At 67.9% G+C, this 22,190-nt stretch carries 22 protein-coding genes; 16 read left to right on the forward strand and 6 right to left on the reverse strand.

Annotation, left to right across the window (positions count from 1 at the left end):
• Positions 1 to 2 precede the first annotated feature (2 nt).
• Positions 3 to 434 (forward strand): DUF2550 domain-containing protein, encoded by a 432-nt coding sequence (locus E8P82_RS09395; protein ID WP_136454329.1) that lies wholly within the window; start codon positions 3 to 5, stop codon positions 432 to 434.
• A gap of 39 nt (positions 435 to 473) precedes the next feature.
• Here E8P82_RS09395 and E8P82_RS09400 read toward each other — a convergent pair whose 3' ends face one another.
• Both E8P82_RS09400 and nucS read right to left on the reverse strand, forming a co-directional pair.
• Positions 474 to 1,712 carry an N-acetylglucosamine-6-phosphate deacetylase gene (locus E8P82_RS09400; protein ID WP_136454331.1) on the reverse strand — a complete coding sequence of 413 codons (1,239 nt, stop codon included), beginning with the start codon at positions 1,710 to 1,712 and terminating at the stop codon, positions 474 to 476.
• Between the two features lie 66 nt (positions 1,713 to 1,778).
• Entirely contained in the window at positions 1,779 to 2,474 is a 696-nt protein-coding gene (nucS, locus tag E8P82_RS09405; protein WP_136454334.1) for an endonuclease NucS, read from the reverse strand.
• Between the two features lie 83 nt (positions 2,475 to 2,557).
• Here nucS and E8P82_RS09410 point away from each other — a divergent pair, with 83 nt between their 5' ends.
• Both E8P82_RS09410 and E8P82_RS09415 read left to right on the forward strand, forming a co-directional pair.
• Positions 2,558 to 2,878, forward strand: coding sequence for a hypothetical protein (locus E8P82_RS09410; protein ID WP_168796538.1), 321 nt, complete (start codon positions 2,558 to 2,560; stop codon positions 2,876 to 2,878).
• Between the two features lie 53 nt (positions 2,879 to 2,931).
• A complete protein-coding gene (locus E8P82_RS09415) occupies positions 2,932 to 3,741 on the forward strand; it encodes an alpha/beta hydrolase (RefSeq protein ID WP_136454335.1) in 810 nt (269 codons plus the stop codon).
• 24 nt (positions 3,742 to 3,765) lie between these two features.
• Here the strand turns inward: E8P82_RS09415 and E8P82_RS09420 are convergent, their stop codons facing one another.
• A complete protein-coding gene (locus tag E8P82_RS09420; RefSeq protein WP_246021195.1) occupies positions 3,766 to 4,836 on the reverse strand; it encodes an AI-2E family transporter in 1,071 nt (356 codons plus the stop codon).
• 297 nt (positions 4,837 to 5,133) lie between these two features.
• On the opposite strand from E8P82_RS09420, the gene E8P82_RS09425 reads away from it, so the two are divergent.
• From E8P82_RS09425 to E8P82_RS09450, 6 genes are all read left to right on the forward strand, one after another.
• Complete coding sequence (locus tag E8P82_RS09425) at positions 5,134 to 6,933, forward strand: DUF8094 domain-containing protein (protein WP_136454338.1); 1,800 nt, start codon at positions 5,134 to 5,136, stop codon at positions 6,931 to 6,933.
• 55 nt (positions 6,934 to 6,988) lie between these two features.
• The gene (locus E8P82_RS09430) at positions 6,989 to 7,945 is read left to right on the forward strand and encodes a co-chaperone YbbN (protein ID WP_136454341.1); all 957 of its coding nucleotides are present in this window, start codon (positions 6,989 to 6,991) and stop codon (positions 7,943 to 7,945) included.
• A 127-nt stretch (positions 7,946 to 8,072) separates the two neighbouring features.
• Positions 8,073 to 8,882: an ABC transporter ATP-binding protein gene (locus tag E8P82_RS09435; protein ID WP_136454343.1), complete on the forward strand. Its 810-nt coding sequence runs from the start codon at positions 8,073 to 8,075 to the stop codon at positions 8,880 to 8,882.
• On the forward strand, positions 8,864 to 10,429 hold the full coding sequence (locus E8P82_RS09440; RefSeq protein ID WP_136454346.1) for a transporter: 1,566 nt from the start codon (positions 8,864 to 8,866) through the stop codon (positions 10,427 to 10,429). Before E8P82_RS09435 ends, E8P82_RS09440 begins: the two co-directional genes overlap by 19 nt.
• A 241-nt stretch (positions 10,430 to 10,670) precedes the next feature.
• Positions 10,671 to 11,279: a DUF6318 family protein gene (locus E8P82_RS09445; protein ID WP_136454349.1), complete on the forward strand. Its 609-nt coding sequence runs from the start codon at positions 10,671 to 10,673 to the stop codon at positions 11,277 to 11,279.
• 149 nt (positions 11,280 to 11,428) lie between these two features.
• A complete protein-coding gene (locus E8P82_RS09450; protein ID WP_168796539.1) occupies positions 11,429 to 12,253 on the forward strand; it encodes a PKD domain-containing protein in 825 nt (274 codons plus the stop codon).
• A gap of 1 nt (position 12,254) precedes the next feature.
• Here E8P82_RS09450 and E8P82_RS09455 read toward each other — a convergent pair whose 3' ends face one another.
• Complete coding sequence (locus E8P82_RS09455; protein ID WP_136454354.1) at positions 12,255 to 13,580, reverse strand: HNH endonuclease signature motif containing protein; 1,326 nt, start codon at positions 13,578 to 13,580, stop codon at positions 12,255 to 12,257.
• A gap of 176 nt (positions 13,581 to 13,756) precedes the next feature.
• On the opposite strand from E8P82_RS09455, the gene E8P82_RS09460 reads away from it, so the two are divergent.
• The 3 genes from E8P82_RS09460 (at position 13,757) to E8P82_RS09470 (ending at position 17,361) form a co-directional block, all read left to right on the forward strand.
• On the forward strand, positions 13,757 to 14,056 hold the full coding sequence (locus E8P82_RS09460) for a DUF3039 domain-containing protein (protein ID WP_136454356.1): 300 nt from the start codon (positions 13,757 to 13,759) through the stop codon (positions 14,054 to 14,056).
• Positions 14,057 to 14,140: 84 nt separating this feature from the next.
• Positions 14,141 to 15,586, forward strand: a complete 1,446-nt coding sequence (locus tag E8P82_RS09465; protein WP_136454357.1) for an MFS transporter — start codon at positions 14,141 to 14,143, stop codon at positions 15,584 to 15,586.
• The gene (locus E8P82_RS09470) at positions 15,583 to 17,361 is read left to right on the forward strand and encodes a DEAD/DEAH box helicase (protein WP_136454360.1); all 1,779 of its coding nucleotides are present in this window, start codon (positions 15,583 to 15,585) and stop codon (positions 17,359 to 17,361) included. The genes E8P82_RS09465 and E8P82_RS09470 overlap by 4 nt, the downstream gene beginning before the upstream one ends.
• A 31-nt stretch (positions 17,362 to 17,392) precedes the next feature.
• Here E8P82_RS09470 and E8P82_RS09475 read toward each other — a convergent pair whose 3' ends face one another.
• Positions 17,393 to 18,016: a nicotinamidase gene (locus E8P82_RS09475; RefSeq protein WP_136454363.1), complete on the reverse strand. Its 624-nt coding sequence runs from the start codon at positions 18,014 to 18,016 to the stop codon at positions 17,393 to 17,395.
• Positions 18,013 to 19,386, reverse strand: coding sequence for a nicotinate phosphoribosyltransferase (locus tag E8P82_RS09480; protein WP_281275788.1), 1,374 nt, complete (start codon positions 19,384 to 19,386; stop codon positions 18,013 to 18,015). The genes E8P82_RS09475 and E8P82_RS09480 overlap by 4 nt, the downstream gene beginning before the upstream one ends.
• 89 nt (positions 19,387 to 19,475) lie before the next feature.
• Between E8P82_RS09480 and clpS the strand changes: the two genes are divergently transcribed.
• The 4 genes from clpS to E8P82_RS09500 all read left to right on the forward strand — a co-directional run bounded on the left by clpS (position 19,476) and on the right by E8P82_RS09500 (position 22,165).
• Entirely contained in the window at positions 19,476 to 19,784 is a 309-nt protein-coding gene (clpS, locus tag E8P82_RS09485; RefSeq protein WP_136454365.1) for an ATP-dependent Clp protease adapter ClpS, read from the forward strand.
• Between the two features lie 7 nt (positions 19,785 to 19,791).
• Positions 19,792 to 20,367, forward strand: a complete 576-nt coding sequence (locus E8P82_RS09490) for a DUF2017 domain-containing protein (protein WP_136454367.1) — start codon at positions 19,792 to 19,794, stop codon at positions 20,365 to 20,367.
• A gap of 92 nt (positions 20,368 to 20,459) precedes the next feature.
• A complete protein-coding gene (murI, locus tag E8P82_RS09495; protein WP_136454369.1) occupies positions 20,460 to 21,371 on the forward strand; it encodes a glutamate racemase in 912 nt (303 codons plus the stop codon).
• Complete coding sequence (locus tag E8P82_RS09500) at positions 21,368 to 22,165, forward strand: MBL fold metallo-hydrolase (protein ID WP_136454371.1); 798 nt, start codon at positions 21,368 to 21,370, stop codon at positions 22,163 to 22,165. The genes murI and E8P82_RS09500 overlap by 4 nt, the downstream gene beginning before the upstream one ends.
• The last annotated feature ends 25 nt before the right edge of the window (positions 22,166 to 22,190 follow it).

Raw genomic sequence — 22,190 nt, forward strand, 5'->3', positions numbered from 1 at the left:
CGGTGGAGCCTCTGGGAGCGGCGTTCGGTGTCCTGGCGGTCGGGTTCGCCCTGCTCATCGGCGTGCTCGGTGCTTTCCTGCTCCGCCGGTACCACCTCGCGCGTGCACTGGGCACCGTCGACGCCTCCATCCGCCTTCCGCCCAGCGGCTGGCGGGTGGGGGTCTGTCGTTATACGGACCGGCATCTGGAGTGGCTCAGTCTGCTCTCGCTGAGTCCGATCCCCAGGTTCCGGTTCCTGCGCAGCTCCCTCTCCGTCGCCGGGTGGCGGACAGCCACGGACGCCGAGCGCACGCGGGTCCCGCCCGGCGCGATCATCGTGCAGCTCACCCACGACGGGGAGTCGTTCGACCTCGCCATGCAGTACGACGTCTACGCAGGTCTGTCCTCGTGGATCGAGGCCGGTCCGGTGATCGGTATCGGCACCTGGCGCTGACGCTCAGATGTGGTGGGCCGACCCGGCGCTGCCGGGCGCTCAGGCATCGAGTTCGAGCGGACGTACCCACACACCGTTGCGCAGCACGCCTCTGAGCTCGAGTCCGGGCGTGACGATCACGGCATCCGCCCGCAGTCCGAGCCCCAGGCAGCCGAGCTCGTCGGACACACCGAGGACGGCGGCGGGCACCGCCGTGGCCGAGCGGACGGCGTCGCGCAGATCCACTCCCGCTGCGACGGTGGTCCTGACCACGTCGAGCAGGGTGCCTGAACCGCCGGCCAGGGCGCCCGTCGCCGTGAGCACCGCCGTGCCGTCCACCAGGGTGATGTCGCTGCCGCCCAGTCGGTGGATCCCCGATTCGGTGCCCGTCGCTGCGTTGGAATCACTGACCAGGAGGATGTTCTCCGAGCCGGCGATGGTGAAGGCCATGCGGACCGTGTCGGCGTGCAGGTGCACGTTGTCGGCGATGAGCTCGACGGCGATCTCTCCCGCATGGGCGCGCTGCAGCAGCAGCGGTACCGGGCCCGGGGAGCGATGGTGGATCGCGGGCATCGCATTGAAGAGATGGGTGGCCGTGGGCCTGCCGCTGAAACCTGCGAAGCCCGTGGAGGCCAGTTCCTCGTTGATCAGATCCAGCGCCGCCCCGGTCTGCTCCGAGGAACTGTCCGTGTGCCCGATGGAGGGGATGACGCCGTGCATCACGAGCTCGTAGACGAGGACGTCGCTGCCGCGCAGCTCCGGGGCATAGGTCATGGAGGCAAGGTGTCCGCGACCCGCCGCGACGAGCCGCGCGACGTCGTCCTGGACGGGTAGCCGGAGAAACGCGGGATCGTGAGCGCCGCTGCGCTCCGGCGAGAGGAAGGGCCCCTCGGCGTGGATGCCTGCGAGCAGACCGGCGTCCGCTGCGTCGGCGAGCCGGGCGAAGGACCGCTCGAGGTCCGTCAGCGGTGCGGCGACGGTACTCGCGAGGACGGACGTCGAACCGCTGCGATGGAGGTGCCTGGTGGCCGTCTCGATGTCCGCGGCCGAGCCCGAGGTGAAGTCTCCTCCGGCGGCACCGTGGCAGTGCAGATCGATGAGCCCCGGGAGCACCAGATACCCCTCGGGAAGGCGCAGCACGGGTTCGGTGACCGGGTCGGATCCCGGAGACCCCTCCGGGGCCGGACCTACCTCGGTGATGCGGGTGCCGTCCCAGCGCAGGACGCCGTCCTCGACGATCCCCGCTTCGGTCACCAGGCGGCCGGAGAGGGCAGTGGGCGTTCCGTTCGACAGGACCATGGTCGCCAGTCTAGGCGGTCCCCTCACGGACCGGCCGGAAGCGGGAGCGGCGGGACCCGGACGATACTAGAACAGGCGGGAGGCGCTGTCGTCGACGCCGCGCATGGCATCGTAGTCGAGCGTGAGGCAGTCGATCCCGCGGTCCGCGGCCAGGACGCGGGCCTGCGGCTTGATCTGCTGGGCGGCGAAGACGCCGCGAACGGGTGCGAGGTTGGGGTCCCGCCCCAGCAGCTCCAGGTAACGTGTGAGCTGCTCCACGCCGTCGATGTCCCCGCGCCGCTTCAGCTCGATGGCCACGGTGCGTCCCTCGGGGTCGCGCGCCAGGATGTCCACCGGACCGATGGCCGTCATGTACTCGCGGCGGATGAGGGTGGAGCCGGCGCCCAGGAGATCGATCTGCTCCGCGAGGAGGCGTTGCAGATCGGCCTCGACGCCGTCCTTGACGAGTCCCGGATCCACACCGAGATCGTGCGAGGAGTCGTGGAGCTGCTCCCGGATGGCGATCACCAGCCGGTCATCCGTCTTGGCGTGCTGCACCGTCCAGATCTCGATGATCCCCTCGGCACGCTCGGCGTCGTCGGGCTCGGTGACCCGGAGGGAGGCCGGGGGGCTCATCCAGTTGAGCGGCTTGTAGGAGCCGCCGTCGGAGTGGACGAGGACGGAGCCGTCCGCCTTGACCAGGAGCAGCCGCGTGGCCAGAGGCAGATGAGCCCGGAGCCGGCCGATGTAGTCGACGGAGCAGCGGGCAATGACGAGACGCACGACGACGACTCTACCGTCCGGTGAACGGTACTGGTGGTGCTCGGGGTGCGAAGGGAGGGGGCGCCGAATGGCAAACTGGGGTGGTGCCCCGTTCCAATCGTCCGAAGCGACCCGTGGTGGCGCGGTCCAAGTGGACCGCGCCTGCAGAGATCGATCTCGAGCGTGCCCGCGCGGGGATACCGCAGCACGAGTCGGCGCCCGACGGGGAATGGGCGGTACGGCGCATCACGGAGCGCAATGCATCCAAGACCTATACCTGCCCGGGCTGCAACAGGTCGATCCTGCCCGGAACAGCCCACCTCGTCGTCTGGCGCGAGGACTCCTTCTTCGGTCACGAGGCCGCTCTGGCCGACCGCAGGCATTGGCACGTGCGCTGCTGGCAGACCCGGAGCTTCCGCTACTGATCAGGTCAGTGCCGGTGCAGGATAGAAGCGTCCCGCCGATTTACACTGGGGCCATGTCCAGTGAATCCCCCGAATACACGTTCACCACCGCCGACAAGGCCACCGAGATCCGCGCCTCGACCGTTCTTCCCGCGGATCGCCGCAACATCGAGCTGCGCACCGAGGATTCCCTGACGCTCGTCGGTGAGCTGGCCACACCTGCCGGACGTCCACCCGTGGCGACCCTGGTGATGCTGCACCCGCTGCCCACCCACGGTGGCTTCATGGATTCCCACGTCTACAGGAAGGCCTCCTTCCGCCTGCCGGCGCTGGCGGATCTGGCGATCCTGCGCTTCAACACGCGCGGAACGTGTTCGCCCAGGGGCTGCAGCGAGGGCACGTTCGACGGCGGCGACGGCGAACGACTGGACCTGCAGGCCGCCGTCGACTGGGCGCGGGCCGAGGGACTGCCGGACATCTGGCTCGTGGGCTGGTCCTTCGGGACCGAACTGTGCCTGAAGTACGGTGCCTCGGTGCCGATCGCGGAGCACATCAAGGGCGCCATTCTGCTCTCACCCCCGCTGCACCGCGCCGATGACACGGATCTGGACTCCTGGCGCGAGAGCGGGCTGCCCCTGAAGGTCCTCGTGCCCGAACTCGACGACTATCTGGTTCCGGCCGACGCCGTCGACAGATTCGCACGCGTACCGCAGGCCGAGGTGCTGGGAGTCGACGGCGCCAAGCACCTGTGGGTGGGCGAGAAGTTCGCGGGCCGGGTACTGAACGAGATCGTCGGCACGGTCAGGCCCGACGTCGAGCTTCCCCTGCCGACGCAGTGGACCGGCCCGGCCGCCGTCGCGCCGGCCCCGCTGCCCACGGGCTGACGGGCCGGGTCGCTACGGGAGCGCCTACAGATCGTCCTGGCGGGCGATGAAGACCTCCTTGAGCAGCAGCATCACGGCTGCCGCCGTGGGGATCGCGATCAGGGCACCGAGGACACCGAGCAGGCTGCCGCCCGCGATGACCGCGATCACGGCGACGGCTCCCGGCACGGCGACCGCTCTGTGCATGATGCGCGGCGAGATGAAATAGGCCTCGATCTGCAGGTAGGCGATGTAGGGGACGGCGAAGAGCAGCGCCGTCTCCCAGCCCACGGTGAGCGCGATCAGGCTCACCAGCACGGCGGCGATGGTCCCGCCGACGAGTGGGATGAACGCCAGCAGCGCGACGACGAAGCCGAGGAGGACGGAGAACGGAACGTCCACCACCGACATCAGGACGAAGGCGAAGGTACCGTTCAGGAGCGCCACGCATGCCTGACCGATCACGTACAGCCCGACGCTGCGCGTGATCTCCTCCGCGAGTGCCTCGACGCGCGGTCGGCGCGAGCGCGGGGCGAGGCGGTACGCCCACCTCTTCATGCCGGGAAGACTCGCCAGGAAGTAGAGGGTCAGCACGAGGACCACCAGGGTACCGAACAGGCTGCCCAGGATCACCGTGCCCACGCCGAGGACGCCGCCGAAGATACCGCCCACGGCGTCGCTGTTCGCGAGGAACCTGTCGATCTCCGCGGTGACGCGGTCCCGCACCTGGAACTGGTCGTCGAGCGTGACGAAGAACTCGGAGTTCAGGAAGTCCTCCGCGTATCCCGGTGCCCGGGCGAGGACCTGGGAGGTCTGGGTCACGATCGTGGGAATCAGCAGCGCGAAGAACAGGGCGACGACGCCGACGAGGATCGAGACCACCACCGCTATACCCGCGGGCCGGGGTACGTGGCTGAGCTCGAGCCGACGCACCACAGGGTCCAGACCCAGCGCGATGAACAGTGCGGCGCCGATCCAGACGAGGAGTTCGCCCACATTGGTGACGATGAAGAAGGCCAGCAGGGCGAGTCCCACACCGACACTCGTCATGAAACCGAAGTAGATGGGATGGTGGCGCACGCTCGCCCGATCATCGCCGCTTCCGACGGGACGCAGGAGCGGCTGATCGCTCGGGACGTCCTGGTGGTCTGTCAACGACGGGTTCTGCTTTCGGGTGAGCGGGGGCCTCTGTCGCGGTCTAGCGAAAACCCTAACAGCCACGGACCCACGGACGGCGGCCCCGGCGACCTGTTTCCCGAGCACCTCGGTCCAGGGCTCGGGCTACCCCTCGGCCCGAACGATCTTCGATAGCATCGTGGATACGATTGGGTATTCCTCAGCGGTTCCGGTCCGGCCGCGATCTCCCGGGCGACAGGGACCTGGTGGTCCGCAGCAACCGACGATAGGCGACGCGTGCGTGTGAAGGCGGCAGTACCCATCATCGTCGCGGGGCTCGTGCTGATGCTGGTCGGCATCGGGCTGCAGACTCTCTGGAAGCCTGCCGAAACGCTCACGTCCAGCACGACGCGGCAGACGACCTCGGCTCCCGTGACGGTGATCCTGCCCGAAGCCCGTGGTCGACAGAGCGCCGATGTCGAGGTCACCGTCGACGGCGAGGGTCCCTTCACCCTCGCGGTGGGCCGGGCGTCCGACGTCGAGGCCTGGGTCGGTGAGGCCGCACACCTCAGCGTGACCGGCATCGATGAGGACGTGCTCTCCACCGAGTACACTGAGGGCGAGGCCTCGGTGCCCGATCCCCGGGGTAGCGACCTGTGGATCAGCGAGGAAGCCGTGCAGGGCAGCACCAGCTACCGGTGGAGTGAGCCCGTCGAGGGGGAGTGGTCCATTCTCCTGGCGACCGGCGGCCGGACGACGGCACCGACGCAGATCTCGATCACCCGGCCCAACGACCAGTCGGCATCCCTTGCCCTGCCACTGATCATCGGTGGCGCACTCGTCGTCGTCCTCGGGATCGCACTGCTGTTCATCGCGCCGCGCGACCGCTCGGGGCAGGGCCGCCCGGACGCCCCCGGCCGCCGTCGTCCGCCCGGCCGCGCCCGGGCGGCCGACGGCGGCCGGGGCGGAGCGCCGTCGACCGCCGCGCCGTCGATCGCTGCTCCGCGCGTGATCCTGGTACTCGTCGGTCTGCTCGGCGCCGGATCCCTCCTGGCCCCGCTGCCCGCCCTGGCAGCGGTCCCGGTCGACGTCGAGCGGATACCGGACACGGCAACTCCGACAGCGACAGCCACTGCCATTGCCTCAGCCACCGGCGACCCTGAACCACCGCTGGCGACGGGCGCGCCGTCGCCCGGAAGCGTGGCCAGTGGCCCACCGGTGGTTCTCGAGGAACAGCTCGAGCGCATCCTCAGGGCCGTCGCCGGGACGGTGGCGGCTGCCGACGCCGCGTCCGATCCGGACCTCCTGGAACCCCGGGTGGACGGCGCGGCCCTCGAGACCCGGGCGGCCGCCTACGCTCTCGCTGCCGCGGATGCCGGGCTGCCCGCCCCGGCGCCCGTCGCTGCCGCTCCCGTCCTGCTCGACATGATCCCCACCGATGATCAATGGCCGCGTACGCTCGTGGCACTCACGCAGGGCACCGACGACCCGGTGCCCCAGGCCCTGCTCCTGGTCCAGGAATCCCCCCGGGAGAACTACCGGCTGGTCTCGGCCGTGCAGATGCTGCCCGGCAGCACGTTCCCCACGCCGCCGGTCCCGGGCGCCACCGGGCCCATCCCGCTCGACGAGGACGGCGCACTGAAGCTCGCTCCGCAGGAAGCGGTCAGGGCCATCGCCGATGTCCTCACCGAACCGGACGGCGACAACGAGCGGATCTTCGAGGAGAACTCCTTCGCCGAGGCGATCACCCGCTTCCAGGCGGAGGTCCGGGCCGATCCCGGCAACAGTGCGGCAACCATCTCCTTCACGCACCGGGCGCAGGAGGAGAGCACCCAGGCCCTGTCGACCGGTGACGGCGGGGCGATGGTCTTCGGCTACCTCAGGCACGCCTACTCCAGCGTTCCGGCCTCCGGCGACGACGCGATCGACCTCGGGGGAACCGTGTACGAAACACTGACCGGCGAAGCGGCCAGCGCCACGGGAATCGACATCAGCTACGGGGAAGCGGTGATGATGTACGTACCGCCTGCGGGCAGTAGTGACCAGGTCCGCGTCGTCGGGGCAGTCCAGCAGTTGTTGTCCGCTCAGCTGCGCTGACAGCGCTCCACGCGGACCATCCAGACCAGTAGCAGTTCCAGAGAGAGGTAGAGCATTGTCTACACCAGCACAGCGCGGCGGAATGCCGCCGTCGAGCATGAACCTTCGCGGAGCAGTGGACCTGTCCGCACTCAAGGCGCGGGCGGAGGCCGCCGCACGACCCGATGCGGGGAGGCAGGGCGCCGGTGCACCCAGCCCGTACATCGTGGAGGTGACGGAGCAGACCTTCCCACAGCTGGTCCAGCTCTCGGCGCAGGTGCCCATCATCATCAATCTCCGCTCCACCTACAGCGACCAGTCCAACCAGGTGACGGCGGTGCTCGAGGCCGCCACGATCGCGTTCGACGGACGGATCCTGCTCGCCCACGTGGATCTGCAGGCGCAGCCGCAGATCGCCCAGGCACTCCAGGCGCAGGGAGCGCCCACCGTGGTCGCCGTCGTGAAGGGGCAGCCGGTTCCCCTGTTCGAGGGATTGCTCCCCGCGGAGCAGATCCAGGCGTACCTCGACGAGCTGATGAAGGTCGCCGAGGCCAACGGCGTCACGGGCACGCTCAACGATGGCTCGCAGCCGGAGCCCACCGGAGCGGAGGAGCCACCCCTGCCGCCCCTGCACCAGGAGGCCTTCGACGCCATCGAGCAGGGCGACTTCCAGGCGGCCGCGTCCGCCTACCGGCGAGCGCTCGCGGAGCAGCCGGCCGATGCGGACGCGAAAGCCGGTCTCGCGCAGGTCGAACTGATGGGGCGCATGCAGGACGTCGACGCCGCCGAGGTACGCCGTCGTGGCGCCGACGAACCCGAGTCGCTCGAGGCGCAGCTCGCGGTGGCCGACGTCGATGTCACGGGCGGGCACGTGGAGGATGCGTTCAAGCGCCTCGTCGACTTCATCGCCCGCAGCAGCGGCGAGGACCGGGACACCGCGCGCAAGCGCCTGCTGGAGCTGTTCGACATCGTCGGTGCCGGTGATCCGCGCGTCACGGCAGCACGCAGCGCCTTGGCGCGGGCACTGTTCTGAGCAGCCGCGGCAGCGGCGTCCCGCGCTGCCGGTGCCGGCGCACCTCGGACGTGCGCCGGCACCGTGACACGGTCCCTCCTCCTCCGGGATGACGAGGGATCACCGGGCGCGTTGCTAGCCTGAGGCCATGAGTTCTCTCGTGCCACCGCCCTCGGACCAGGACAATCCGCACGCCCGGCCGGGAACGCCGGCACTGAGTATCCGCGGCCTGGCCAAGCGTTTCGGGGACAAGGTCGCCGTGAACGGGGTGAATCTCGAGGTGCCGTCGGGCTCCTTCTTCGGGCTCGTCGGTCCGAACGGGGCAGGCAAGACGACCACGCTGTCCATGGCGACCGGATTGCTGCGCCCGGAGCACGGTCAGGCACTCGTCCACGGCGTCGACGTGTGGCAGAACCCGCTCGAGGCGAAGAAGCTGATGGGGATCCTGCCCGACGGAGTGAGACTGTTCGACCGGCTCAGCGGCGAGCAGCTCGTCACGTATGCAGGTCTGCTGCGCGGGATGGACCGGGCCACAGTGGCCGAGCGGACCGGTGATCTGCTGAGGGCGCTGGACCTCACAAACGACGCCGGCACTCTGGTGGTCGACTACTCGGCCGGTATGACGAAGAAGATCGCCCTGGCCTCGGCGCTCATCCATGCTCCGAAGCTGCTCGTCCTCGACGAGCCCTTCGAGTCCGTGGATCCCGTCTCGGCGGCGAACATCCGCGACATCCTCACCGGCTACGTGCGCTCGGGTGGTTCGGTGATCGTCTCGAGCCACGTGATGGATCTGGTGCAGCGCATGTGTGACCACGTGGCCGTCATCGCCGCGGGTACCGTGCTCGCTGCCGGCACCATCGACGAGGTGCGCGGCGAAGGCACGCTCGAGGACCGCTTCGTGGAACTCGTCGGCGGTCGCAACACGACGGAAGGGCTGTCATGGTTGCGCACCTCCTGAGACTCAAGCTGACCCTGCTACGCAATTCGCTCAGACGCAGCACCGCTCAACTCGTCGGGGTGGTGCTCGGCGGGCTGTACGGGCTGGGGCTGCTGTCACTGATCGTGGTCGGCCTGATCCTGTTGGGCTCCCAGGACCTCGAGCTGATCCGCACCATCCTGGTGATCGGTGGATCCGCCACGGTGCTCGGGTGGATCGTGATCCCGATCGCCGTGTCCGGTATCGACATGACGCTCGATCCGGCACGCTTCGTGACCTTCACGATCCCGATGCGTCAGTTGCTGGCGGGCCTGGTGCTCGGCGGACTGGTCGGTGTCCCCGGGATCGTGACGCTCATCGCTGCACTGGCACAGGTGATCACCTGGATCCGGTATCCCGCTGCTGCTCTGATGGCGCTGGTCTGCGGGCTGCTCGCGGTTCTCCTCTGTGTCGTCGCCTCCAGGTTCGTGACGACGGCGGTCTCCTCGCTGACGGGGTCACGTCGGTTCAAGGACGTGAACGGAATTGTGGCATTCCTCCCGCTGTTCTTCCTCGGCCCGATCATCGCGGGCCTCGCGGCGGGTTTCCAGAGTGCACCGGGCTTCGCGGAACGACTCGCCGACGTGCTGGCGTGGACCCCCTTCGGAGCCCTGTGGGCGGCACCGGCCGACGTCGCCGCCGGTGACCCGGGACTCGCCGTCGTGCGTCTGCTCATCGGTGTCGCCACCCTGGTGGTGTTCCTGTTCCTCTGGGGTCGCAGTCTCAGCCACGCGCTGGTCACGCCGGCCTACAACGCCGTCACCAAGAAGGCAGCCGGGAACCTCGGCTGGTTCGACCGATTCCCGGCGACTCCTGCCGGTGCGGTGGCCGCGAGGGCGTTGACCTACTGGTTCCGGGATCCGCGGTACGCGGCCTCGCTCGTCCTGATCCCGCTGCTGGCCGTCCTGTTCTTCATCTCCGGAGGGGGTGTCGGAGGGGCCTTCGCGTTCGTGGGACCCATCGCGGCATTCCTGCTGGCGTTCTCCATCACGGCCGACATCTCCTACGACAACACGGCGTTCAGTCTGCACATCACCACGGGTGTGAGTGGGCGTGATGACCGGCTCGGCAGGGCTGCTGCGCTGCTGGTGTTCGCTCTTCCCGCGACACTGATTCTGACCGTGGTTCCACTGCTCCTGGCCGGGAGGCCGGAGGACGTCCCGGTGCTGCTCGGACTGGCTCTCGGCCTCCTGCTCAGCGGCACCGGGCTCTCGAGCTTCGTCTCCGCGCGGTACACCTACAATGTTCCGCTTCCCGGGGACAGTGCCTTCAAGACGCCTCCCGGCACGAACTTCTTCGCCTTCGCCGTTCAGTTCGGGGCGTTGTTCGTGACACTGCTGCTGGCGCTACCGGAGATCGTCCTCGCGATCGCCTACTTCGTCACCGGGAATGACTTCCTCGGCTGGCTGACACTGCTGGTCGGCGTGGCGCTCGGCGGAGTCCTGTTGGTGGTCGGTATCCGGGCGGGTGGCCGGTGGTACGACCGCAGGGCTCCTGAACTGCTGCTGGCGGTCTCGAACAATCGCTGACGGCGTTACCCGGACGGCGTTACCCGCACTGCGTGCACCGATGTGCGCTGCGTCTGCATGTTTCGCCTGCGTTTTTCGGGTCCGCACACTTCGGGCGACTGCACCTGTGTACAACCTGTCGAGGAATGGTCCTACCGGGTTATGCTGATGCGCATTCCGGCGGAGCAGGCGGTTGCGATCGGGGAGTCACATGGTGTGTGCAGAGGGTCGTCGACGGGCCGTTCCCCTACTGGTGGGTGCAGTGAGCATCCTGCTGCTGGCGGGCTGTACCGGGTCTGTGGATTCGTCGGACGGCCCGACATCCGACGTGAGCTCGTCGCAGGCCCCTTCTGCGGGTGCGACATCGTCGCCGACCGCGTCGGCTTCAGCCGCACCTGAGCCGTCTCCGGCATCATCGGCTGGCCCTGCTGTCAACATTCCTGTTCCTGTCAAGCCTGCCCTGGCTGACGAGAACTCGGCGGAGGGTCTGGAGGCCTTCACGGAGTACTGGTTCGAGCTGTTCTCCTATGGCTATGAGACCAACGACTGGGCACCGTTCGATGCGGTCACCGATCCCGGCTGTAGGACATGTGCAAAGACACGGGAAGTGGTTGCAGATTACTATGCCAACGGCGGCTGGATGGACGGTGGGAAATTCGAGCTACTCGATTTCGGTACTGATCTTCAGATGAATACGTCGGGGTCTTTTCAAGCGTACGCTGAGTATCGACAAGCTGACCTGATCTACTATGATCCAACCGGTAGTGCCACGCCTGCGGATGCTCCTGAATCTTCTGTGAATGCAATATTTGCATTATACGAAGATGACGCTTGGTACATGCTGGATTTTGGGAAACCTGAGGGTACATGATGCGTTATCTGCACTCTGTACTCATTCTGCTTGTTTTTTCACTTTTCATGCCGCCTGGTTTGCCGATAGCTGATGCAGCTGATGGTCCAACAGCTTTCGCTGAACAGAATGAATTTGGGGCAGTAAATTCTAAGCAGTCGAGAAAATCGATGCTTTCGGCACCGTCGGTGCGCACCGAGAATCTTCCCTCTCCTGCCCCACCCGCTCAACCTGCCGCCCTACCCGTGAACGACGGGATCGACTACACCTACGTCCGCGCGTGCACCGCAGGCCAGAGGAGCAACCTCGATCCCGCCACCTGTCCGACCATGAATGCCCAGTGCGACGCCCAGGACGATGGCGTACTGGTCAACTGGATCGAGGTGGACAGCAACGTCCAACCTGCAACCCGGACTCCGACCGGCCGGTCATCCTGCATGTATCCCGGCGAACCGCCCGTTGCACCCGTCGAGGGAGCCGCCGCAGAGGAGGAGGCACCCATCGTCATCACCCTCGAGGAGTTCCAGAAACAGCCCGTCCTCGCAGCGCTGATCGTGTCCCAGCCGTCGAACTTCGGACTGAAGAACGCTCACTCGAACATCTTCGCTCAGGCGCAGGAGCAGGAGTTTGCGTTCGAGTTCAGGGATGCGGCCATCGTGCTCAAGGCCAGACCTGTTTCCTATCAGTGGAACTACGGCGACGGAACCAGTGCCACAACCCTCGTGCCGGGTGGACCCGTGGACGGCAACTCCTTCGACGTCGAAACCCCGACGAGCCATCAGTACGCCGAGACGGGAGACTTCGAGCTGACCCTGACGACATTCTTCGCCGGGGACTACTCAGTGGACGGTGGGCCGTTCCAACCGGTGGCCGGTGAGGCTGCTGTCGTGTCCGAGCCCCACCTCATGAGCATCTGGCGCACGAAGGGTCACAGTGTGAGCCAGGACTGCATCGAGAACCCCACCGGTATCGGCTGTGAGCCCCCCGAGCGCTAGCTCAACCGGGCGGCGCCTCGACTCCGCACTCGTACACGGCGCCGGCCGGAGAGGTCGCCGTCAGCACTCCGCCGTCCTCCTGTTCGTAGTGCCAGATGCCCTCGCTCTTCAGCATGTGGTGCTTGCGGCACAGGTGAGCAAGATTGTCGTGGGAGGTAGGTCCGCCCTGGGACCATGGTCGGGTGTGATCCAGTTCGCAGCGGGACGCCGGAACGGAGCATCCCGGATGTCGGCAGGTTCTATCGCGGACCCGCAACCATTTCTTCAGATCGGCAGGTACCGCGTAGCTGGAGCGACCCACGCTGAGTACGGCTCCGGTCTCGGGGTGGGTGAGCAGGCGGGTGAATGACGGAGCATGCGCAGCCAGCCGACGCGCTATGTCTGCCGGGATAGGACCGTACCCCTCGAGATCGGCAGGAGCATCATCCACGGCAAGAAGCGTCAGGACAGGAACGGTGACGTTGATGTGGGCCCGAACCGGCGCGTGATACTCCGCGCCGACGCGACCAGGACCAGCAGCGTCGACAGCGTCGCCTTGGTCCGAAGTGTACGGTGCCCGGTCGGCCGACCACCCGGAGTCCTCGCTCGGGGCGTCGTCGAGCAGCAGATCGGTGAGGACGTCGGTGCGCAGCTGCGGAAGTGTGCGCCGTTCTTCGGGAGCCTCCAGGGTTCGCGCGAGGCGAGTCAGACGGGCATCGATCGCCGTTGCATCCGTGGCATCCAGGAGGACATGGAGCCATGCCATGGCGTCGTCGGCCGGTTCGAAGTCGACCCGCCTCCGCAGCGATGCAGCCCGCCGACGTCCCTCGAGTGCATCGGGATGCACCTCCGTCCTGAGCTTGCGTGCTCGGTACGCAAGACGTGACACGGTGGTGGTGACGGCAATGGGGAGCAGCCTGTCCTCGACGAGCGCGGCAGTGCCGTGGGGCAGGCCGGCGTATTCGTGCAGGAGTGCCGATGCGTGATTCCACGAGATCTCACCGCCCCGCAGCGCACTGAGTGTCCGAGGGTGATGATTGACCAGGAGCGCAGAATGCTGGACGAGGCGATGCGCGGCCCGCTCGGAGATACGCAGCAGACACGCGATCTCGGTGGCAGTCGTCGTGTCTGCAATATTCGTCTTCCGCCGTTCCTGGCGAATGCACTCTTCCTTCGCTCTGGATTCACTGGAATACATGGTGTCCAGCAAGCGCTCCTCGAAGAGCTCCCGCAATTGTTCGGTGGTGGCCGCGATCTCCGCGTCGATGCGGGCTTTCTCGGCGCTCAGCGAAACAAGTAGAGCGGAGATCCGCTCGAGTTCCACACATTGCTCCGCGTTCGTTGCCATGTCTTCATTGTCCCGCGCGCCACTGACATTTCCGCGTCCGCAGGACCCGAATGGAGCCTTTCCCGGTTATTTGTGGAAAAGTTTTCGGAGGGGCCCGGGAAGGACGGTGCGGACGATGGTGACAGGACAGTCCCGGACCCTTCTTCGGCCGGTGCATCGGACGATAGACTGGATCCATGACTATGCCTGCTGATCCCTTCGAGAACGACCCCCTGGAGTCCGGCACCGGTGGCTCCACCGCAACGATCGAACGCGAGGAACTCCGGCAGGAGGTGGAGCCCGGGGACGCGGAACGCTTTGCGCACTATGTCCGCAAGGAGAAGATCATGGAGTCCGCGTTCAGCGGAGAGCCCGTGATCGCTCTGTGCGGCAAGGTGTGGACCCCCGGCCGCGACCCCGAGAAGTTCCCGGTGTGCCCGGAGTGCAAGGAGATCTACAACGGTCTTCGACCGGGCAAGGACGACTCCGACAAGTAGCAGCCCCGCCTGGAGCGCACGAGTTCGGCCGCAGCCCGGGAGACCCACCAGAACACGACCAGGACAACCAGAACACCGGGTGCAATGAAGAACGTCAGGAACGACGCCGTCGGGGCAATGTCACCCGAGCTGCGACCCCTCACACTCGGGATCCTCGCCATCATCACCTGCGCCGCATTCGAGGCGATGGCGGTGGTGACGGCGATGCCCGTCGTAGCCCGGGAACTCTCCGGGGAGTCGAGCTACGGTCTGGCCTTCTCCATGTACCTGACGGCGTCGCTGCTCGGCACTGTCGTCGCCGGCTCGTGGTCCGATCGCAAGGGCCCCGGTCCGGCGCTCGGTGTCGGTATGGCACTGATGATCGCTGGACTCCTGGCGGCAGGTGCTGCCCCCGACTTCTGGCTCGTCACCGTCGGCCGCGCCGTGTCCGGCCTGGGCGGAGGGTTCATGATCGTGGCGGTGTACGTGGTCATCGGACGATCCTTCCCGCAACAGGTCCAGCCCGTGGTCTTCGGGTGGCTCGCCGCCGCCTGGGTTCTCCCGGCACTCGTCGGTCCCGTGATCGCGGGCTTCGTCACGGTACAGTTCGGCTGGCGGTGGGTCTTTCTCGGCGTGGCTCCGATCGTGCTCGCAGCCTTCCTCCTGGTCCGGCCCAGGACCCGGAGGATCGGCCCGCTGGAGGCATCGGACACAGGTCCTGCCAAGGCCCGGACCCTTCGTGGATTCGGGCTCGCCGGCGGAGTGTTCGCAGCGCAGTGGGCGGTGGTGCGACTGGCCGATACCGCCCGTTCGGACGCCGGTACCGTGTGGAGTCTGGCTGTCCTGGCAGCTGCGGGAGTCGTCGTCGTCCTCCTCGTGCTGCCGGCCCTGCTGCCCAGGGGCACGATGGTCCTGGCGCGTGGTCTGCCCAGCATCATCGCCACGCGCGGGTTCGTCAACGTCGCCTTCTTCGGCACCGAGGCGTTCATCCCGCTGATGCTCGTGACCTCGCGCGGCATCGACCCCGGTACGGCAGGTCTGACCCTGAGCGCCGGCGCGATCGGCTGGAGTGCCGGGTCCTTCGTGCAGGCGCGCGTGAGCTTCGACCGGAAGTGGCTGCTCGTGGCCGGTTCCTCGATCCTCTCGCTGTCGCTCGGTGGATTCGCCCTCGCGACGACGGCGGAGGCACCGCTCGGCGTCCTCGCCCTCGTGTGGGCCTTCTCGGGGTTTGCGATGGGCATGACGCTCTCGAGCACCTCCGTCCTGGTACTCAAGCTCTCGCAGCAGCACGAACAGGGACGGAACTCGGCAGCCCTGCAGATCTCGGACCAGCTGGGTGGAGTGGTCGGAACGGCTGGGGCCGGAGCCCTTTTCGCACTCCTGCGCGACGACGGGAATCCGGGACACCTGCCCACCTTCGTTGTGATCTGGCTGGCTCTGTGGGTGTTCACGGCAGCGGGTATAGTTTCGGGTCTGAGAGGGGCGAGCTCAGCTGAGGACGGCCCCGATCGCACACCCAGCAAGTCGATGGAAGGTACTGTCCCGGCGTGAGTAGTGACACCCTGTTCGGTGCCGGCGCGACCCTGCCGCCCGCGTATCCGGAGCGCGCTGCCTGGGGCACGGCGCCCAAGCTGCGCCAGTGGCAGAGCGAGGCGCTGGAGAAGTACTTCCGTGAATCCCCGCGTGATTTCCTGGCCGTCGCTACCCCCGGTGCGGGCAAGACGACCTTCGCGCTCCGGGTGGCCACGGAGCTCGTGGACCGCGGTGTCGTCAACCGCGTGACGATCGTCGCTCCCACCGATCACCTCAAGCGCCAGTGGGCCGACGCGGCTGCGCGGGTGGGGCTCGCGATCGACCCGAACTTCAGGAACGCCGACGGCCGCCACGGCGGGGCCTTCATCGGCGTCGCCGTGACCTACGCGCAGGTGGCCAGCAAGCCCATGCTGCACCGCGCCAAGACCGAGGCCGCCCGCACGCTCGTCATCCTCGACGAGATCCACCACGGGGGCGACGCGCTCTCCTGGGGGGAGGGCATCCGTGAGGCCTTCGATCCCGCCGTCCGCCGTCTCGCTCTCACGGGGACGCCCTTCCGGTCCGACACCGCGGCGATCCCGTTCGTGGAGTACGCCGAGGATCGCGACGGGATCCGCCGCTCGAAGGCCGACTTCACCTACGGCTACGGGCAGGCGCTTGGCGACCACGTGGTCCGGCCCGTCATGTTCATGGCCTATTCGGGGCAGATGCGCTGGCGGACCAGCGCGGGCGAGGAGATGGCAGCCTCGCTCGGTGAGTCGGCCGTGACCAAGGACGTCACCGCCCAGGCCTGGCGCACCGCACTGAACCCGACGGGGGAGTGGATCCCGTCCGTCCTCGCCGCGGCGGACAAGCGACTGACGGAGGTCCGCCGCACCGTCCACGACGCCGGCGGCATGGTCATCGCGACCGATCACGAGGACGCCCGTGCCTACGCCGGTCAGCTCAAGCGCATCACGGGCGAGTCGCCGACGGTCATCCTCTCCGACGACGCCAAGGCCTCCGCGAAGATCGAGGACTTCTCCTCGGGGGACAAGCGCTGGATGGTCGCCGTCCGCATGGTGTCCGAGGGCGTCGATGTCCCGCGCCTGGCCGTCGGTGTCTACGCCACCTCGACCGCGACACCCCTGTTCTTCGCCCAGGCCGTGGGACGCTACGTCCGCGCCCGACGCCGCGGTGAGACGGCGTCGATCTTCCTGCCCTCGGTGCCCAATCTCATGGCCCTGGCCAATCAGCTCGAGATGGAGCGCGACCACGCCCTCGACCGCCCCGGGAAGGACGACGAGGGATTGGGCCTCGAGGACGATCTGCTGGAGGCAGCGAACCGTGAGGACAAGGCTTCGGACTCCCTGACGAAGCAGAAGTTCGAGGCGCTCGAGTCGCAGGCGTCCTTCGACCGTGTCCTGTTCGACGGCGGTGAATTCGGCACGGGAGGCGAGATGGGCAGTGAGGAGGAACTGGACTTCCTCGGCATCCCCGGTCTGCTCGACGCCGATCAGGTGGGTCATCTGCTGCGCCAGCGCCAGCACGAGCAGCAGTCGAGGCGCAGCAGGGGGCCGGCTGCCGCACCGAAAGCAGAGCCGGCCGTGGTGGATCACCGACAGCTCACGGAACTCCGCGGGCAGCTGGCGAAGAACGTCTCCGCGTGGGCCGCACGCACCGGAATGCCGCACGGCCAGGTCCACACCGAGCTGCGGCGCCAGTGCGGCGGGCCGGCCGTGGCACAGGCGAACGAGGACCAGCTCCGGCGCAGACTGCAGAAGCTGCAGGACTGGTTCATCGGCAGGAAGTAGGGGAGACGTAGGAAGCAGGAAACGGGCCCGCTCAGCGCACCAGTTCGGCGCCCGCCGACTCCAGCTCCTCCAGGGTCTGCTCGGAGCGGTCCTCGTCGACACCACGGGTCAGTGCCGTGAGCACGGAGACCGAGTACCCGGCCTCCAGTGCGTCCAGAGCCGTGGCGCGGACGCAGTGGTCCGTCGCCAGGCCCACGACCGCAACCTCGTCGACGTCGTGGTCCCGCAACCAGTCGTCGAGCGTCAGCGGGTTCTCGGCCGGCTCCGCAGTGTCGCCGCCGAGCTTCTGATCGCCCGTCGGTACCTCGTCGTCCGGTGCCTTGACCCCCTCGAACCCGGAGTAGGCGGCCTCGAACTGGCCCTTGCGGAAGAAGGCGTCGACACTCTCGATGTCCAGATCCGGGTGGAAATCGGCGCCCTTCGTCGCGGCGACGCAATGAACCGGCCAGGAATCGACGAAGTCGGGCGACTCCGAGAAGTGTGCCCCCGGATCGATGTGCCAGTCCTGGGTCGCGACCACGTAGTCGTAGGTTCCGGCGTGTTCGTCGATGTGATCGCTGATCCCTGCTGCCGTCCGGGCTCCGCCGTCGACGGCGAGGGACCCGCCCTCACAGAAGTCGTTCTGGACATCGACGATGATCAGGGCTCGGGTCATGATGCTGGCTCCTCGTACTCGGTGGGGATGACGGGTTCGCCGCGCTGCAGGCGCCGGCATGCTCCCGGCAGTTCGACGACGGATCGGGCGTGCCGGTCCGCGGCGCGGGTGACGGCGGACGGACCGGTCCAGCCGTCGAGGACGACGCCGTCCCGGACGAACTGTTCCACGAGCGGACGGTCGTTGCCGTCCTCGGTCGGTTCGATACCGACCCCCACGACCTCCGCCTGCGCCACACCCTTGGCGTCGAGACGCCGTAGTGCATGCTTCAGTCCGCCCACGGAGGCCTTGTTCTTCGATGCCTTGGCGACCGCGACGAACACGCCGTCGTCGTCCTGGCGACTGACGAGCTTGTAGACCATGCCGGCCGTCGGCGCGCCGGAGCCGGTGACCAGCGAGGTGCCGACCCCGTAGGAGTCCACCGGAGCGGAGGCGAGGAGTCCGATGGCGAACTCGTCGAGATCGGAGGTGACCACGATCCGCGTGCTGCTGTTGCCGAGGTCGTCCAGGAGCTGGCGCACCCAGCGTGCCTGGGCCACGAGGTCGCCCGAGTCCAGCCGGACGGCCCCGAGCTCGGCTCCCGCGACCTCGACGGCGGTCCGCACGCCCTGCTCGACGTCGTAGGTGTCCACGAGCAGCGAGGTGCCGCGACCCAGTGACGCCACCTGCGCCTCGAAGGCCGCCCGCTCGGAGTCGTGCAGGAGGGTGAAGGAGTGCGCCGCCGTTCCCACCGTGGGAATGCCGTACCGGCGGCCCGCCTCCAGATTGGACGAGCTGGCGAAGCCGCCGATGATCGAGGCCCGGGCCGCGGCAACCGCGGCCTCCTCGTGCGTGCGGCGTGAGCCCATCTCGATGCAGGGCCGGCCGGCCGCGGCGCCGGTCATGCGTGAGGCAGCGGAGGCGATCGCGCTGTCGTGATTGAGGATCGACAGGATCAGGGTCTCGAGGATGCAGGCCTCGGCGAACGTGGACTCGACGGTCAGGATGGGGGAGTGCGGGAAGTAGACCTCGCCCTCGGCGTAGCCCGAGATGGAGCCGGTGAAGCGGAAGTCGGCGAGCCACGCCAGCGTCGAGTCGTCGACGACGCGGTGGTCGCTGAGGAAGGACAGCTGCGGATCGTCGAAGCTGAAGGAGGCGAGCTCCTCCAGGAGCCGGCCCGTTCCGGCCACCACGCCATAGCGCCGGCCTGTGGGCAGGCGGCGCGCGAAGGCTTCGAAGACCGAACGGCGGTGGGCGGCGCCCGAGTGCAGCGCCGCCTGGAGCATCGTGAGTTCGTACTGGTCGGTGAAGAGGGCACTGTTCGGTGTCCTCGCGGTGCCCGGCGGAAGGCTCTGGGCGGCAGGCGAGACTGTGGTCTGCTGGTCGGTCACTGTCAAAACGATAGCCGGGCCTGCGCTGTGTGCGTAGCCGAACCCGGGTGCGGCCCGATGCGATGCCGATGCGAACTAGAATCGATCCCATGACAGTAGGCTTTGCAACCGGCACCGACACGCAGGAAGCGGTACGGACGGCCGGGAACACCGACCTCGATCAGCCCTGGGTCGTGGTGGTCTGGAACGACCCGGTGAATCTGATGAGCTACGTGAGCTACGTGTTCCAGAACTACTTCGGGTACAGCGAGGCCAAGGCCCGCTCCCTCATGCTCGAGGTCCACGAGGAGGGCCGGTCCGCGGTCGCCTCGGGCACCCGCGAGAAAGTGGAACAGGACACCGTCGCGCTCCACTCCTACGGACTGTGGGCCACCTTCGAGAAAGCCGGAAGCGAGTAGCCGATCCATGGCAAAACCGTTCAAGTCCACCCGACGCGGGATCACCGGAGCGCTGGAACCGGGTGAGGCACGCCTGCTCGGCGCGCTGCTCGACGACGTCGTCTCCATGCTCGAGCCCGAGACGGCGCCCAGTGAGGATCCGCTCGCAGCACTGGTGGGGATGTCCGACGCCGACGCCGCGGCGACCGCCCCCGACGACTCCGCGGTCCACAGGCTCCTGCCCGACGCCGTCCGCGGGGACGACGACGAGGCGCTGGCGTTCCGCCGCCTGACCGAGCGCTCCCTGCGGGAGCAGAAGATCGGCGCGCTGCGCGGAAGTGCGCTGCTGATCGAGTCGAATCCGATGACCCTCAATCACGACCAGGCCCGGCTGCTCGCGCAGGCTCTCAACGACGTCCGGCTCGTGCTCGCGGACCGCCTGAGCATCGAATCGGAGGAGGACGCCGAACGCCTCCACGAGATCGCCGATTCCAAGGACGTCGAGAACGTGGAGTCGTATCTGGCTCTCGTCTACAACTTCATCACCTGGCTGCAGGAGTCGCTCGTGCAGGCCCTGCTCAAGGCCTCCAAACTGCAGCGCTGATCCTCACGCCCGCCGGGGGCAGGTCCGCGTGTGATCAAGGCCACGGGTGCTCGAATAGTTTTCGTCAGCAGCACGCCCTAGTGTCAGTGGTCATGAGTTCCATGCCAGCGAAGGCGGACCGCAGCGAAGCGCCCATCGGGATCTTCGACTCCGGCGTCGGAGGGCTGACGGTCGCTCGCTCCGTCATAGACCAGCTGCCCCACGAATCGACCATGTACGTCGGGGACACCGCGAACGGCCCCTACGGGCCCCTGCCGATAGCCCGCGTTCGTGCCTACGCGCTCGGTGTCATGGACGAGCTCGTCGATTCCGGCGTGAAGCTCCTGGTGATCGCCTGCAACTCGGCGTCGGCCGCAGTGCTGCGCGATGCCCGGGAACGGTACACCGCGCGCTACGGGATCCCGGTGATCGAGGTGATCCAGCCCGCAGTACGCCGCGCGGTGGCCGCCACCCGCTCGGGCCGCGTGGGGGTGATCGGCACGACGGCGACCATCGGTTCCCGGGCCTACGACGACACCTTCGCCGCGGCCACGCATCTTCAGCTCACGTCGGTGGCGTGCCCGGCGTTCGTCGAGTTCGTCGAGGCGGGCATCACGGGAGGCGCGGAGCTGCTGCGTACGGCCGAGGAGTACCTTGCACCGCTGAAGGCCGCGGACGTGGACACGCTCGTGCTCGGCTGTACCCACTACCCCCTGCTCACCGGGGTCATCTCCTACGTCATGGGCAACGGCGTCACGCTCGTCTCGAGCGCCGAGGAGACGGCGAAGGACGTCTACCGCGCCCTCGTCTCCCACCAGCTCGAGCGTTCCGGGTCCGATCCGGGGGCGCATCGGTTCGTCGCCACGGGAGACGCGGCGAGTTTCGAGGTCCTCGCCCGGCGCTTCCTCGGCCCGGAGGTCCTCAGCGTGCAGCACCTGGACCACGTCGCCGCGCAGTACCCCACCGGCAGCCTCGCGCGCATCACGCCGGACATGGCCGCCGCAGCGGGAGCGCAGCGATCATGAAGCTCACGATCGTCGGCTGCAGCGGATCCTTCCCCGGCCCCCAGTCACCGGCGTCCTGCTATCTCCTCAGCGCCGAGTGGGAGGGCCGCACCTGGCGGATCCTGCTCGACCTGGGCAACGGCTCGCTCGGTGCCCTGCAGCGCTACACCGATCTGCGGGGGATCGACGCCATCTTCCTGTCGCATCTCCATCCGGACCACTGCATGGATCTGTGCGGGCTGCACGTCGCTGTCCGGTGGGATCCTGCGGGCTGGGAGAGGTCCCGCATCCCCGTCTACGGGCCCGCGGCGACGGCCGACCGGATGGCCAGCGCCTACGGCCTCGAGCTCGATCCGGGGATGCACGAGGACTTCGACTTCCGCTCCTGGGCCGATCGCTCAGCGGTCTCCGTGGGTCCGTTCACCGTCACGCCGTACCAGGTGGTCCATCCCGTCGAGGAGGCCTACGCCCTGCGGGTCGAGGCGCCCATGACGGGCCTGGACGGTGATGTCACCTCGCGGGTGCTCGCCTACTCCGGCGACACCGACACCTGTGAGGGTGTCCTGGACGCTGCGCGCGACGCCGACTTCTTCCTGTGCGAGGCTGCCTTCCACGAGGGACGCGACGATGCCATCACCGGTGTGCACCTGACCGGCCGGCGCGCCGGTGAGATCGCGACCCGGGCCGCCGTGAAGCGGCTGCTCCTGACCCATCTGCCCATCTGGAACGACGCGAACGTCTCCATCGGGGAGGCGCGGGAGAGCTACGACGGTCAGCTGGCCGTGGCCGTCGCCGGTGTGTCCTACCAGGTCTGAGACCGGAGGCAGGACAGCCCGGTCC

The organism is Arthrobacter echini (assembly GCF_004803505.1).
GTDB classification, from domain to species: domain Bacteria; phylum Actinomycetota; class Actinomycetes; order Actinomycetales; family Micrococcaceae; genus Arthrobacter_D; species Arthrobacter_D echini.

Excerpts from the sequence above, each read along its gene's own strand:
- E8P82_RS09400 (WP_136454331.1), bottom strand. The coding sequence starts at position 1,712 with ATGGTCCTGTCGAACGGAACGCCCACTGCCCTCTCCGGCCGCCTGGTG.
- E8P82_RS09415 (WP_136454335.1), top strand. The coding sequence starts at position 2,932 with ATGTCCAGTGAATCCCCCGAATACACGTTCACCACCGCCGACAAGGCC.
- E8P82_RS09435 (WP_136454343.1), top strand. The coding sequence starts at position 8,073 with ATGAGTTCTCTCGTGCCACCGCCCTCGGACCAGGACAATCCGCACGCC.
- E8P82_RS09440 (WP_136454346.1), top strand. The coding sequence starts at position 8,864 with ATGGTTGCGCACCTCCTGAGACTCAAGCTGACCCTGCTACGCAATTCG.
- E8P82_RS09450 (WP_168796539.1), top strand. The coding sequence starts at position 11,429 with ATGCTTTCGGCACCGTCGGTGCGCACCGAGAATCTTCCCTCTCCTGCC.
- E8P82_RS09455 (WP_136454354.1), bottom strand. The coding sequence starts at position 13,580 with ATGGCAACGAACGCGGAGCAATGTGTGGAACTCGAGCGGATCTCCGCT.
- E8P82_RS09460 (WP_136454356.1), top strand. The coding sequence starts at position 13,757 with ATGACTATGCCTGCTGATCCCTTCGAGAACGACCCCCTGGAGTCCGGC.
- E8P82_RS09465 (WP_136454357.1), top strand. The coding sequence starts at position 14,141 with ATGAAGAACGTCAGGAACGACGCCGTCGGGGCAATGTCACCCGAGCTG.
- E8P82_RS09475 (WP_136454363.1), bottom strand. The coding sequence starts at position 18,016 with ATGACCCGAGCCCTGATCATCGTCGATGTCCAGAACGACTTCTGTGAG.
- clpS (WP_136454365.1), top strand. The coding sequence starts at position 19,476 with ATGACAGTAGGCTTTGCAACCGGCACCGACACGCAGGAAGCGGTACGG.
- E8P82_RS09490 (WP_136454367.1), top strand. The coding sequence starts at position 19,792 with ATGGCAAAACCGTTCAAGTCCACCCGACGCGGGATCACCGGAGCGCTG.
- murI (WP_136454369.1), top strand. The coding sequence starts at position 20,460 with ATGAGTTCCATGCCAGCGAAGGCGGACCGCAGCGAAGCGCCCATCGGG.
- E8P82_RS09500 (WP_136454371.1), top strand. The coding sequence starts at position 21,368 with ATGAAGCTCACGATCGTCGGCTGCAGCGGATCCTTCCCCGGCCCCCAG.